The sequence below is a fragment of the Stenotrophomonas sp. AR029 genome, from assembly GCF_047520695.2.
GTDB lineage: Bacteria > Pseudomonadota > Gammaproteobacteria > Xanthomonadales > Xanthomonadaceae > Stenotrophomonas > Stenotrophomonas sepilia.
In genome coordinates, this window is the sequence record NZ_JAXBQQ020000002.1 from 117,611 (window position 1) to 129,683 (window position 12,073).

Consider the following 12,073-nt stretch of genomic DNA (forward strand, 5'->3'; position numbering starts at 1 on the left):
TTTCACCCATATTATTCGTTTTACAGGTCAGGGACGAAGGCACACGCTTGCCCCGTCACTACAGCCCTACCCCTGCCATGAACGCCCCCGCTCTCTCCTCCTGGTCCCTGCCCGCCCTGCGCCAACGCTGGCAGCCGCGCCTGCCCGGCCTTCTGCTGGTGGGCCTGATCACGGCGGCATCGCTGTACCTGGCCGAGCTTCCCTGGTTGCAGGCGCATGGCCTGAGTGCACTGACCGTCGCCATCGTGGCCGGCATCGTGGTCGGCAACACCCTGTACCCGCGGCTGGCACCGAGCAGCGCGGCCGGTGTCGGCTTCTCCAAGCACTGGCTGCTGCGCGCCGGCATCGTGCTGTACGGCCTGCGCCTGACCTTCCAGGACATCGGCCATGTCGGCGTCAGCGGCGTGCTGATGGACGTGCTGGTGGTCGCCAGCACCTTCGGCCTGGCCTGCTGGCTGGGCGTACGTGTGTTCAAGATGGAACGCGAGGCGGCAATGCTGATCGGCGCCGGGAGCGCGATCTGCGGTGCGGCAGCGGTGATGGCCGCCGAACCGGTGGTGCGTGGCCGCGCTGCGCAGGTCACTGTCGCGGTTTCTACCGTCGTGGTGTTCGGCACGCTGGCGATGTTCCTGTACCCGCCGCTGTATGCGCTGGTGCAGTCGCACGGCTGGCTGGCGATGGACGCGCGGCAGTACGGCCTGTTCACTGGTGCGACGGTGCACGAAGTGGCGCAGGTGGTGGCCGCCGGCCGCACGGTCAGCGAAGCCGCCGCCGATACTGCGGTGATCACCAAGATGGTGCGGGTGATGCTGCTGGCGCCGTTCCTGGTCGTGTTGTCGTTGTGGCTGGCGCGTAGCGGCAAGGCCGGCGCCGACGGCAGCAAGGCGCGCATCGTAGTGCCGTGGTTCGCGTTCGGTTTCGTGGCAGTGGCCGGTTTCAATTCGCTGCACCTGCTGCCGGCCAGCCTGCAGGCCGGGCTGGTGCAGTTGGATACCGTGCTGCTGGCGATGGCGATGGCCGCGCTGGGCCTGACCACCCATGTCTCGGCGCTGCGCCAGGCCGGCCTGAAGCCACTGCTGCTGGCGCTGATCCTGTTCGCCTGGCTGCTGTTCGGTGGCCTGGCGATCCACCAGGGTGTGTTGGCGGTGCTGGGCTGAGCAGGGCGTGCCGACCAACGGTCGGCACCCACCCGTAGATCCACGCCATGCGTGGATGGCGGCCCAGGACGGGCGCTGCCGCGCAGGCAGGTACAATGCGCCATGACTGACTTCTCGACCCTGCCGCTGAGCCCGGCCCTGCAGCCCGGCCTGGACGCCCTCGGCTACACCACCCTCACCCCCGTGCAGGCGCAGAGCCTGCCGGCCATCCTCGATGGCCACGATGTGATCGCACAGGCGCCGACCGGCAGCGGCAAGACCGCCGCCTTCGGGCTGGGCCTGCTGCAGGCCGTCGACCCCAGCCTGATCCGCGTGCAGGCGCTGGTCCTGTGCCCGACCCGCGAACTCGCCGACCAGGTCGGCAAGCAGATCCGCAAGCTGGCCACCGGCATTCCCAACCTGAAGCTGTTGCTGCTGGTAGGCGGCGTGCCGCTGGGCCCGCAGCTGGCCTCGCTGGAAGGCCACGACCCGCACGTGGTGGTGGGTACGCCCGGCCGCGTGCAGGAGCTGGCACGCAAGCGCGCGCTGAACCTGGGCGCGGTGCGCACGCTGGTGCTGGACGAGGCCGACCGCATGCTCGACATGGGCTTCGAGGAGCCGATCCGCGAGATCGCCGGCCGCACCCACAGGGATCGCCAGAGCCTGCTGTTCTCCGCCACCTTCCCCGACAGCATCCGCGCCATGGCGCGTGACCTGCTGCGCGACGCGGTGGAGGTGACCGTGGAAGGTGCCGACCAGGCACCGGCCATCCGCCACCTGTTCTGCGAGGTGGAACCGGTGCATCGCCAGAAGGCGCTGGCCGGCCTGCTGCTGAAGTACGCGCCGGAATCGGCGGTGGTGTTCTGCAACACCCGCAAGGACGTGGACGAAGTGGCCAACTCGCTGCAGCAGTTCGGCTTCTCCGCACTCGCCCTGCACGGCGACATGGAGCAGCGCGACCGTGAGGAAGTGCTGTTGCGGCTGGCCAACCGCAGCTGCAACGTGCTGGTCGCCAGCGACGTCGCCGCGCGCGGACTGGACGTGGAAGAGCTGGCGGCGGTGATCAACTACGAACTGCCGACCGACGTGGAGAGCTACCAGCATCGCGTGGGCCGTACCGGTCGTGCCGGTGCCAGCGGCCTGGCGATCAGCCTGGTGGCTGGCCGCGAAAAGACCCGCGCCGAAGCCATCGAAGCGCAGCTGGGGCAACCGCTGGACTGGCAGAAGACGCCACTGGCGACCTCGCGCCCGGCCGAGTTGCCGCAGGCGGCGATGCGCACCCTGCGGATTGACGGCGGCAAGACCGACAAGCTGCGCCCGGGCGACATCCTCGGCGCACTGACCGGCGATGCCGGCCTGTCGAGCAAGTTCATCGGCAAGATCGCGATCTTCCCGACCCGCTCCTACGTGGCGATCGCGCGTGAACAGGCCAACAAGGCCGTCGCCAGGCTGGAAGCCGGCAAGATCAAGGGCCGTCGCTTCCGCGTGCGGATGATGTGATTGAAGCCGGGTTGCCAACCACGGTTGGCAACGACCGGCTCCCGGCTCTTCGCTCTGGTAGATGCCAACCTTGGTTGGCATTCACCCTTCGATCAGAACACCAGTTCGGTGTGCAGTGGCAAGCCCGCCTCCCAGCGGGCCCGGCCGCCCAGGCCATCGAGCTCGACCAGCACACCGGCGCCGACCACTTCAACACCCAGGCGGCGCACCAGCGACAACGCAGCGACCAGCGTGCCGCCGGTGGCCAGCACGTCATCGATGATCGCGACGCGGGCACCGGACGGCAACGCGTCGGCGTGCACTTCGATGCAGTCGCTGCGGTACTCCAGCGTGTATTCCTCGCGCAGCACCTGGCCCGGCAGCTTGCCCGGCTTGCGCACCGGCACGAAGCCGACGCCCAGCTCCAGCGCCATCGCGGCGCCGAGGATGAAACCACGCGATTCGATGCCGACCACCGCGTCCAGCTTCTGGTCGCGCCAACGGTCGGCCATCGCGGTGATCGCGCCGCGGAAGTCCTCGCCGTGGGCGAGCAGCGGCATGATGTCCTTGAACAGGATGCCGGGCTTGGGGAAGTCGGCGATGTCGCGCAGGCGGGAGGCCCACTGCGGAGCGACGATGGCGTCGGTCATGTCACATTGGCTATCTGATGGCGGCATAGGGTACCCGTTCCGGGCGCCGCCTGCCTGTTGGGGGTGTCGGCAGGGCTGCGCCCTGCACCTGCGGTAGTGCCGGCCGCTGGCCGGCAACCTCAACGGCAACAGCAACAGCGTGCATTCTGTGGGATGGCGGGGTGGGTCCGGTTGCAGGGGACGCTGCAAGTACCCCTCCGGGGCCCGGCCCAGCCGCTGGCGGCTGGGCCGGTTTGGGGGTTTACGGCGTGTCCTGCAGCCCCACACCGCCCCGCCAGACCATCAACAATCCAGAGCCGCTTTGGCTTTGGCTTTGGCTTTGGCTTTGGATTCGGCCCTTGCCTCTGCGGGTGCAGGGCGCAGCCCTGCCGAAACCCACCCTCAGGAACTGCAGGACAGCATCGAGCAACCGGCGCGGTTGTCGGCCCACGCCGGGCGCTTGCCAGCGAAGTGCTCGAGCCCTGCGCGCTCGGTGTATGGGTCTCGCAGCACGTCCTGCAGCGCATGCACACCGCCGAGGTCACCCTGCTCTGCGCGGTCGATCGCTTCCTGCGCCAACCAGTTGCGCAGCACGTACAGCGGGTTGGCCGCCGTCATCTTCGCCACGCGTTCGCTGGCCGGCAGCGGATCGCTGCGCAGGCGCTCCGCGTAGTCCTGCAGCCAGTGCTGCAACGGTGCCTGCACTGCCTGTCGCCGCGCCTCGTCGTAGTACACCGCGTCCAGAACCGTAGCGTCCGCTGCCGACGGGTCGATGCGCATCAGTGCGCGCCAGGCCAGGGTCATGTCCATGGCACCCTCCTGCATCAGCTGCTGCCAGCGCTGGTAGAGCTGCAGGTCGTCATCGTCGGCCGCGGCCAGCCCCAGCTTTGCCGCGGCATCGCGACGCGTGCAGGCCACGAAGGTGGACTGGAAGGCCGCCAGGCCCGCCTGCAGCGGTGCGACATCGGCGAACAGCGGCGACAGCGCCTGGGCCAATCGGCTCAGGTTCCAGTACGCCACCTGCGGCTGGGTGCCGAAGCGGTAGCGGCGCCCCTGGGCGTCGGTGGTGTTCGGCGTCCAGTCCGGATCGAAATCCTCGACCCAGCCATAGGGGCCGTAATCCAGTGTGAGACCGAGCACGGACAGGTTGTCGGTGTTCATCACGCCATGTACGAAGCCGACACGCATCCAGTGCGCGATCATCTCGGCGGTGCGCACCGCGATCTGCGCGAACCAGTCGCCGTACCGTGCCTCGCCCTGCCCCTCCAGCCCGGGGAAATCACGGGCGATGCAGGTGTCCACCAGCTGTTGCAGCAAGGCAGTCTCGCCACGCGAGGCCGGCAGCTCGAACGAACCGAAACGCAGGAACGACGGCGAGACCCGGCACACGATGGCACCAGGCTCGGCACGCGGGTGGCCGTCATAGAACATGTCGCGCACCACCTCCTCGCCGGTACCGACCAGCGACAACGCGCGCGTGGTCGGCACGCCCAGGTGGTGCATCGCTTCGCTGCACAGGAACTCGCGGATCGACGAGCGCAGCACTGCCCGTCCATCGGCACCGCGCGAGTAAGGCGTCGGCCCGGCCCCCTTCAGCTGCAGCTCCCAGTGGCGGCCATCGGGTGCCACCAGCTCGCCCAGTGAGATCGCACGCCCATCGCCGAGCTGGCCGGCCCAGTGACCGAACTGATGGCCACCGTAGTTGGCTGCCCACGGCTGCATGCCGGCGTACAGCGTATTGCCGCCGAACACCTGCGCGAAACCTTCGCTTTCGACTTCAGCGGTACTGAAGCCAAGCATTTCGGCGACGTCCGGCGCCCAGGCCAACAGCGTGGGCGCCGTCACCGGGGTCGGCATCACGGGCGACCAGGCGGCACCCAGCACTTCGCGCCTGCGCGGGCCGGATTCGGGGTCACCCGGCAGGGCATGCAGCAGGCGGTTGTCGAAACGGGGGCTGTCGGTATCCATGACTCTGGAGGTGGGGGCGACCGCCGCCGGCCTCAATTGCCGCTGAGCGCCTGCAGATGGCCACCGTGGGCCTCGGCGCGCTGGTAAGCAGGCCGCTCGCTGATGCGCTTGAGGAAGCCACGCAGTGCCGGCTTGCCGTCGAGACCGCCACCGCGCGCGGCAGCAGCCTGGATCGGGAAGCTCATCTGGATGTCGGCCGCACTGAAGCGCTCGCCGGCAAACCATGGGCTTTCGGCCAGGCGGCGCTCCATCCAGTCCAGGTGCAGGCGCCGCTGCGGCCCAACGAAGCCCCGCTCGGCCTTGTCGGCAATGCTGCGTGCAATCGGGCGTGCGAAGAATGGCATGGTCGCATTACGGATGCGGCCCATCACCAGGGTCAGCAGCAGCGGCGGCATCGCCGAGCCTTCGGCATAGTGCAGCCAGTAGCGGTACGCGATGCGTTCGGTGCCGTCGGCCGGCATCGGTGACGGCGACAGCTGGCGCTGCGTGTCGTAACGGTCAGCGAGATAGTCGAGGATCGCCCCGGACTCGGCCAGTACCAGCTCGCCATCCTGCAGCACCGGCGACTTGCCGAGCGGATGCACGTTGCGCAGTTCCGGCGGCGCCAGCAGCGTCTTCGGATCGCGCGGATAGCGGCGCAGTTCGTAGTCCAGCCCCAACTCCTCCAGCATCCACAGCACGCGCAGGGAACGGGAGTTTTCCAGGTGATGAACGATGCGCATGGGGACGATCCTTGGGAAGGCCGCCATCCTACCGCGCCGGCTGCATGCCCTTTGTAGAGTCGAGCCCTGCTCCACTGTCCTTGAGAACAGTCGAGCGTGGCTCGATTTCTACAAAAAACAGCGGGCAATAAAAAACGCCGGAAGCTCTCGCCTCCGGCGTTCTGGCTACCCAACGGTAGCAGACGGATTAGACCGCCTGCACCTGGTCAGCCTGCATACCCTTCTGACCCTGGACGGCGATGAAGGTAACCTTCTGGCCTTCCTGCAGGGTCTTGAAGCCGGTGCCCTGGATCGCGCGGAAGTGCACGAACAGGTCCGGGCCGCTTTCCGGGGTGATGAAGCCGAAGCCCTTGGCGTCGTTGAACCACTTGACGGTGCCGGTCTGACGTTCAGACATTTTACTAACTCCTGAAACACATGTTGAAAAAAATCGCAGCCACCGGGTATCGGGGCCGAGACTGAGTTGCAGGCGTTGGTAAAGCGGATCGATGAGCGGATCGTGAGATCAACTGCACCAGGCCACGATTCACGGTGACCCTAGCAAACACAGTGGGTCGCACGATACGCGTGTTTTCTGCAAAAAGCGATAGTCCCGACGTTCATGGGAACACGTCACCCGCTAGGCGTGACAAGGGTTGGCAGCCAATCGCGGCTAACCCCGAGCCCCCATTCAGGTTTTTCCTACCCTACACTGGGTAAATGACTGAAGCTGAAATCCCCGCTGAACACGCGTCTCCCCGCATCTGGGTGGACGCGGACGCCTGCCCCACCGTCATTCGCGACATCCTGTTCCGGGCCGCCGAACGGGTCGGGATCGAGCTGACCCTGGTCGCCAACCAGTGGATCCGCACCCCGCCGTCGCGCTGGCTGCGCTCGATCCAGGTACCGCAGGGCCTGGACGTGGCCGACAGCGCCATCGTCGAGCGGGTCGCCGCCGGAGACCTGGTCGTCACCCAGGACATCCCGCTGGCTGCGCTGGTGCTGGAGAAGAGGGCCGTGGCGCTGAACCCGCGCGGCCAGCTGTACACCCCGAACAACATGGCCGAGCGGCTGTCGATGCGCAATTTCATGGAGGAACTGCGCGGCGCCGGGGTCCAGACCGGCGGACCGCCGCCCCTGGGGCCCCGCGACCGGCAGCTGTTCGCCGCCGAGCTGGACCGCTGGCTGGCGCGACGCCCGGCCCGCTGAGCGCCTGGCCGCCCTATGCCGGAAGGCTCAGGCTGCGGCCGCTGCTGAACATCCGTCGTGCGCCACTCAACGGGTCGTCGAAGGCCAGGCCCCGCGCCAGCAGCTGCAGCGGTGACTCGGCCACATTCAGTGGCCGTTGCCGAAGCTGCGGGTACAGGTCGTCACCCAAGATCGGCGCCCCCAGCATGGCCATGTGCACGCGCAACTGATGCTTGCGGCCGGTCTCCGGCAGCAGCCGGTAGCGCCAGATCGCCCCTTCGGCCTCGATCAGCTCGATCCGGCTGCGCGCATTGGGCTCACCGGGCACTTCGGACATGCGGAAGAACGGCTCGCCCGGCACCAACCGGCTGTCCCGCTGCAACGGAAACGCCAGCCCCGGCAGCGCCGGTGCCAGGGCCTCATAGGCCTTCTCGATGCGCCGATCACGGAACAGGCGCTGGTAAGCATCGCGCGACGCTCGCTGGGTCGAGAACATCACCAGCCCGGCCGTCAGCCGATCCAGCCGGTGCAGCGGTACCAGATCGGCATTGCCGGTGCGGGCGACCAGCCGCGCCAGCAGCGTCTCGCGCACATGCCCACCCGCAGGTGTCACCGGCAGGAAATGCGGCTTGTCGGCCACCAGCAGGTGCGCATCCAGATGGACGATGGTCTCGACAAAGGGAATCACCGGTTCGTCGGCCACCTCGCGGAAGTACTGGATCTCCCGCCCGACCTGCCAGGGCGTGTCCGCAGTGAGCGCCCTGCCCTGCGCATCCAGCACACGGCCACGCGCGAAGCGATCCTGCCATTGCGCGGGCGCGATGCGCGGGAAACGTGCACACAGGCCATCCAGCAGGGTGGCCCAGGGCCCGGGCGGCAACTGCAGTCGGCTGGGCAAGGTCATGGCGTCCACTCCGGCCACGGGAAAGAACGCAAGCGTGCCACCGTTGACGCTGCGCAGACAGCCCGGCCACGGACACCCCCGGAGCAAACCTCTATCATTGTCGTCTTTAGTCCACGGACCCCCCATGGCTCTTACCGCCACCATCCGCAAGGCCGAACTGCAGATCAGCGACATGGATCGCGGCTACTACGCGACCCACAACCTGACCCTGGCCCAGCATCCGTCCGAGACCGACGAGCGCCTGATGGTGCGCCTGCTCGCCTTCGCGCTGAACGCCGGCGACCGCCTGGAGTTCGGCCGCGGCCTGAGCACCGATGACGAACCCGACCTGTGGGAACACGACTACACCGGCGACATCCTGCAGTGGATCGACCTGGGCCATCCGGACGAATCGCGCATCCGCAAGGCCAGCAACCGCAGCCGCCAGGTGCAGGTGGTCAACTATGGCGGCAACGCCTCGGAGATCTGGTGGGGCAAGCAGGGCAAGGGCCTGGCGCGCTTCGACAATCTTTCGGTGGTCGATCTCGACGGTGCCTTCGTAGAGCTGTGGGGCCAGCAGATCCAGCGCGCGATGCGCTGGAGCGTGCTGATCCAGGACGGTGAAGTGCAGCTGCTCAACGATCAGATGCAGCTCGACGTGATCCCGACCTGGCGCAAGCGCGCCAAGGCATGAACACGATCCGTTGTGACGTGGTGGTCATCGGCGCCGGCGCAGCCGGGCTCATGACCGCGATCACGGCTGGCCAGCGCGGCCGCCAGGTGCAGGTGATCGACCATGCCAACAAGGTCGGCAAGAAGATCCTGATGTCCGGCGGTGGCCGCTGCAACTTCACCAACACCGGCACCACCCCGGCCAACTTCCTGTCGGCCAACCCGCACTTCTGCAAGTCGGCGCTGGCCCGCTACACGCCCTGGCACTTCATCGAGTTGGTGCACAAGCACGGCATCGCGTATCACGAAAAGGAACTGGGGCAGCTGTTCTGCGATGTCTCCTCCAAGCAGATCGTGAAGATGCTGGTGGACGAATGCCAGGCGGCCGGCGTGCAGATCCGTACCGACTGCAGCGTGCAGCGCATCGAGCATGGCAGCGATGGTTTCCGCGTGCACACCACGCACGGGCTGTTCCATTGCGCCTCGCTGGTGGTTGCCACCGGCGGCCTGTCGATTCCCAGCATGGGGGCCAGCGGCTTTGGCTATGAAGTGGCCCGCCAGTTCGGCCACCAGGTGCTGCCGACCCGCGCCGGGCTGGTGCCGCTGACCCTCAGCGGCAAGCACCAGGAACGGTTGGCCGACCTCAGCGGCGTGGCGCTACCGATCGAAGCGCGCTGCAACGGCAAGAGCTTCCAGAACTTCATGCTGCTGACCCACCGTGGCGTGAGCGGTCCGGCCATCCTGCAGATCTCTTCGTTCTGGCGGCCCGGCGATGCGCTGGAGCTGGACCTGTTGCCGGGCCAGGATGCCGGCGAGTGGCTGCGCCAGATGAAGCGCGACCGCCCCGCCGCCGAGCTGCGCACGGTGCTGGGCGAGGTACTGCCGAAGCGGCTGGCACAGCGGCTGTGCGAGCACTGGCTGCCCAACCGCCCCGTGCGCCAGCTGGACGAGCCGGTGCTGCGCCAGGCTGCGCAGCTGCTGGGCGCATTCCCGCTGGTGGCCAGCGGCACCGAAGGCTACCGCACCGCCGAGGTCACCCTGGGCGGCGTGGACACCGCCGAAGTGTCATCCTCAACGATGGAATCCAAGCGCGTCCCCGGCCTGCACTTCGTTGGCGAGGTGCTGGACGTGACCGGCTGGCTGGGCGGCTACAACTTCCAATGGGCCTGGGCCAGCGGCCACGCAGCGGGCGGCGTGGTGTGAACCACTTCGCCGTTCCATGCGCGCAAGGGGTACGCGCATGGACGGTTCGCCGCGCATCGTGTATCTAGATTCGCAGATTGGGGAGCAGTGCATGCAGAACGCGAACGACATCACCATCCGCCTGCTGATCGTCGATGACAGCGGCGAGAATGCCGAAGCCATCGTCAGCACCCTGCGCAACAGCGGCATCGCGGTACGCCCGTGGCGCCCGCAGGATGCGGCCGAGCTGGCCCAGGTGCTGACCAGCCAGGCCATCGACCTGGTGCTGGCCTCGCCGTCGCAGGGCATTCCGCTGCAGCTGGCAGCCCAGCACATCGCCGCCAGCGGCAAGGACATCCCGCTGGTGCTGCTGGCCGAGCGCATCGACGAGGACGAACTGGTGCAGGCCAGCAGCCATGGCATCCGTGCCCTCGCCCTGCGCCAGCGCCCCGAGCACCTGCTCGCCGTGGTCCGCGACCAGTGGGTCGACCTGCAGGCACGCCGCGGCCTGCGCCGCATCGAGGCGCAGATGCGCGAGACCGAGCGCCGCTGCGACGCGCTGATCGCCTCCTCGCGCGACCCCATCGCCTACGTGCATGAAGGCATGCACATCCGCGCCAACGACGCCTACCTGGAGATGTTCGGCTACGAGCAATTCGACGACATCGAAGGCATTTCGCTGCTGGACATGGTCGCTGCCCAACACGTGGAGGGCTTCAAGCAGCTGCTGAAGGGCCTCAGCCGTGGCGAGGCGCCGCCGCCGCAGTACCAGCTCGACGCGCGCCACCAGGACGGCAGTGCGTTCCCGGCGACGATGGAATTTGCGGCGGCCACCTACGAAGGCGAGTCCTGCCTGCAGGTGGTGCTCCGCCGCCGCATGGAGTTCGACCCCGAGCTGGCACGCGAGGTCGAGGACCTGCGCCAGCGCGACCAGGTCACCGGCCTGCTCAATCGCCCGACCTTCATGCTGCAGCTGGAAAGCGCGGTGGCCCAGGCCGGGCGCAGCGAGGGCCAGTTCGGCCTGCTGCTGATCGAGCCGGACCACTACGCGCGCCTGCTGCCGGATATCGGCCTGGCCTCGGCCGATACCCTGATCGGCGCCCTCGCCGCCCTGCTGGCCGAAGTGGTTGGCGAGGACGCGCAACTGGCCCGTTTCGGCGAACACAATTTCGCCGTGCTGCAGGCCGGACCCTACGCACAGACCGTGGCGCTGGCCGAGCGCATCCGAGAAGCCTACGCCGCGCACGTCTTCAGCATCGGCGCACGCTCGGCCACGGTGACGGTCAGCATCGGTGGCGTACAGGTCGGTGAGAAGATCGCCAGCATCGGCCAGGTGCTGGCGCGCGCCAGCGAATGCACCCAGGCTGCAGCCGAGCTGGGTAACACCTGCCGCATCTTCGACCCGGCTGCCGCCGACCGTGTCGAGGAAGAGCGTGTGCAGCGCTGGGTGGCGCGCATCCGCGAGGCGCTGGCCGGCGACGGTTTCCAGCTTCACTACCAGCCGGTGCTGAACCTGCAGGGCGAACCACTGGAACTGTACGAAGCCTATCTGCGCCTGGAAAACAACGGCGAGCTGCTGAGCCCGACCGCGTTCCTGGGCATCGCCGAGGAACACGGCCTGCTGGCCGACATCAACCGCTGGGTGGTTTCGCAGGCGATCGCGGTGCTGGGCGAACGCGCACGTGCGGGTCATGCCACCCAGGTGCTGGTGAAGGTCACGCCGGAATCGTTCGATGACCCACAGATGATCGCCACCCTGCACCGCGAACTGCAGGCACAGGGCGTGCCCGGCGAACGGCTGTGGCTGCATGCACCGGAAGCGAAGGTGTTCACCCACCTGCGCAGTGCACAGCAATTCCTTGCCGAAGTGGCGCCACTGGGCTGCCGCATCGGCCTGGAGCAGTTCGGTTCCGGGCTGGACTCGTTCCAGCTGCTGGCCCACTTCCAGCCGCAGTTCCTCAAGCTGGACCGGGGCTTCACCAGCGACCTGGCTGCCACCCGCGAGAACATCGACCGCATCAGCCAGATCACTGCGCGTGCTCAGGAAGCGGGCATCCGCACCATCGCCGAATTCGTCAGCGATGCCAACTCGATGACGCTGCTGTTCAGTGCCGGCGTGGATTACGTGCAGGGCGACTTTGTCGGCCCGGCGTTGCCGGAGATGGGGTTCGAATTCGGGTAACCGAGGGTAGTGCCGGCCGCTGGCCGGCAGCCTCAGGTACCCGGGGTTGCCGG

At 67.8% G+C, this 12,073-nt stretch carries 11 protein-coding genes; 6 read left to right on the forward strand and 5 right to left on the reverse strand.

Annotated features, from left to right (window positions below; translation table 11 throughout):
• Positions 1-77 precede the first annotated feature (77 nt).
• Together ACM0PB_RS06975 and dbpA are read left to right on the forward strand one after the other, a co-directional pair.
• Positions 78-1,157 carry a YeiH family protein gene (locus tag ACM0PB_RS06975; protein WP_414604761.1) on the forward strand — a complete coding sequence of 360 codons (1,080 nt, stop codon included), beginning with the start codon at positions 78-80 and terminating at the stop codon, positions 1,155-1,157.
• Positions 1,158-1,259: 102 nt separating this feature from the next.
• Positions 1,260-2,636, forward strand: a complete 1,377-nt coding sequence (dbpA, locus tag ACM0PB_RS06980; protein ID WP_065185176.1) for an ATP-dependent RNA helicase DbpA — start codon at positions 1,260-1,262, stop codon at positions 2,634-2,636.
• A 92-nt stretch (positions 2,637-2,728) separates the two neighbouring features.
• Here dbpA and ACM0PB_RS06985 read toward each other — a convergent pair whose 3' ends face one another.
• The 4 genes from ACM0PB_RS06985 to ACM0PB_RS07000 form a co-directional block, all read right to left on the reverse strand.
• Positions 2,729-3,265, reverse strand: coding sequence for an adenine phosphoribosyltransferase (locus tag ACM0PB_RS06985; RefSeq protein ID WP_065185177.1), 537 nt, complete (start codon positions 3,263-3,265; stop codon positions 2,729-2,731).
• A gap of 381 nt (positions 3,266-3,646) precedes the next feature.
• Complete coding sequence (locus ACM0PB_RS06990) at positions 3,647-5,212, reverse strand: protein adenylyltransferase SelO (protein WP_065185178.1); 1,566 nt, start codon at positions 5,210-5,212, stop codon at positions 3,647-3,649.
• A 32-nt stretch (positions 5,213-5,244) separates the two neighbouring features.
• Complete coding sequence (locus tag ACM0PB_RS06995; RefSeq protein ID WP_065195926.1) at positions 5,245-5,934, reverse strand: glutathione S-transferase family protein; 690 nt, start codon at positions 5,932-5,934, stop codon at positions 5,245-5,247.
• Between the two features lie 187 nt (positions 5,935-6,121).
• Positions 6,122-6,331 carry a cold-shock protein gene (locus ACM0PB_RS07000; RefSeq protein ID WP_005416210.1) on the reverse strand — a complete coding sequence of 70 codons (210 nt, stop codon included), beginning with the start codon at positions 6,329-6,331 and terminating at the stop codon, positions 6,122-6,124.
• Between the two features lie 302 nt (positions 6,332-6,633).
• Between ACM0PB_RS07000 and ACM0PB_RS07005 the strand changes: the two genes are divergently transcribed.
• Complete coding sequence (locus ACM0PB_RS07005; protein ID WP_065185179.1) at positions 6,634-7,122, forward strand: YaiI/YqxD family protein; 489 nt, start codon at positions 6,634-6,636, stop codon at positions 7,120-7,122.
• 13 nt (positions 7,123-7,135) lie between these two features.
• On the opposite strand, the gene ACM0PB_RS07010 is transcribed toward ACM0PB_RS07005, so the two are convergent.
• Entirely contained in the window at positions 7,136-8,005 is an 870-nt protein-coding gene (locus tag ACM0PB_RS07010; protein WP_171955981.1) for a pseudouridine synthase, read from the reverse strand.
• A gap of 124 nt (positions 8,006-8,129) precedes the next feature.
• Here ACM0PB_RS07010 and ACM0PB_RS07015 point away from each other — a divergent pair, with 124 nt between their 5' ends.
• From ACM0PB_RS07015 to ACM0PB_RS07025, 3 genes are all read left to right on the forward strand, one after another.
• Positions 8,130-8,678 carry a YaeQ family protein gene (locus ACM0PB_RS07015; protein ID WP_005416207.1) on the forward strand — a complete coding sequence of 183 codons (549 nt, stop codon included), beginning with the start codon at positions 8,130-8,132 and terminating at the stop codon, positions 8,676-8,678.
• Positions 8,675-9,859 carry a BaiN/RdsA family NAD(P)/FAD-dependent oxidoreductase gene (locus ACM0PB_RS07020; RefSeq protein ID WP_111129542.1) on the forward strand — a complete coding sequence of 395 codons (1,185 nt, stop codon included), beginning with the start codon at positions 8,675-8,677 and terminating at the stop codon, positions 9,857-9,859. The genes ACM0PB_RS07015 and ACM0PB_RS07020 overlap by 4 nt, the downstream gene beginning before the upstream one ends.
• A gap of 91 nt (positions 9,860-9,950) precedes the next feature.
• Positions 9,951-12,020, forward strand: coding sequence for an EAL domain-containing response regulator (locus tag ACM0PB_RS07025; protein WP_005416205.1), 2,070 nt, complete (start codon positions 9,951-9,953; stop codon positions 12,018-12,020).
• The last annotated feature ends 53 nt before the right edge of the window (positions 12,021-12,073 follow it).

Coding starts and splice junctions, on each gene's coding strand:
- ACM0PB_RS06975 (WP_414604761.1), top strand. CDS start 78: ATGAACGCCCCCGCTCTCTCCTCCTGGTCCCTGCCCGCCCTGCGCCAA.
- dbpA (WP_065185176.1), top strand. CDS start 1,260: ATGACTGACTTCTCGACCCTGCCGCTGAGCCCGGCCCTGCAGCCCGGC.
- ACM0PB_RS06985 (WP_065185177.1), bottom strand. CDS start 3,265: ATGACCGACGCCATCGTCGCTCCGCAGTGGGCCTCCCGCCTGCGCGAC.
- ACM0PB_RS06990 (WP_065185178.1), bottom strand. CDS start 5,212: ATGGATACCGACAGCCCCCGTTTCGACAACCGCCTGCTGCATGCCCTG.
- ACM0PB_RS06995 (WP_065195926.1), bottom strand. CDS start 5,934: ATGCGCATCGTTCATCACCTGGAAAACTCCCGTTCCCTGCGCGTGCTG.
- ACM0PB_RS07000 (WP_005416210.1), bottom strand. CDS start 6,331: ATGTCTGAACGTCAGACCGGCACCGTCAAGTGGTTCAACGACGCCAAG.
- ACM0PB_RS07005 (WP_065185179.1), top strand. CDS start 6,634: ATGACTGAAGCTGAAATCCCCGCTGAACACGCGTCTCCCCGCATCTGG.
- ACM0PB_RS07010 (WP_171955981.1), bottom strand. CDS start 8,005: ATGACCTTGCCCAGCCGACTGCAGTTGCCGCCCGGGCCCTGGGCCACC.
- ACM0PB_RS07015 (WP_005416207.1), top strand. CDS start 8,130: ATGGCTCTTACCGCCACCATCCGCAAGGCCGAACTGCAGATCAGCGAC.
- ACM0PB_RS07020 (WP_111129542.1), top strand. CDS start 8,675: ATGAACACGATCCGTTGTGACGTGGTGGTCATCGGCGCCGGCGCAGCC.
- ACM0PB_RS07025 (WP_005416205.1), top strand. CDS start 9,951: ATGCAGAACGCGAACGACATCACCATCCGCCTGCTGATCGTCGATGAC.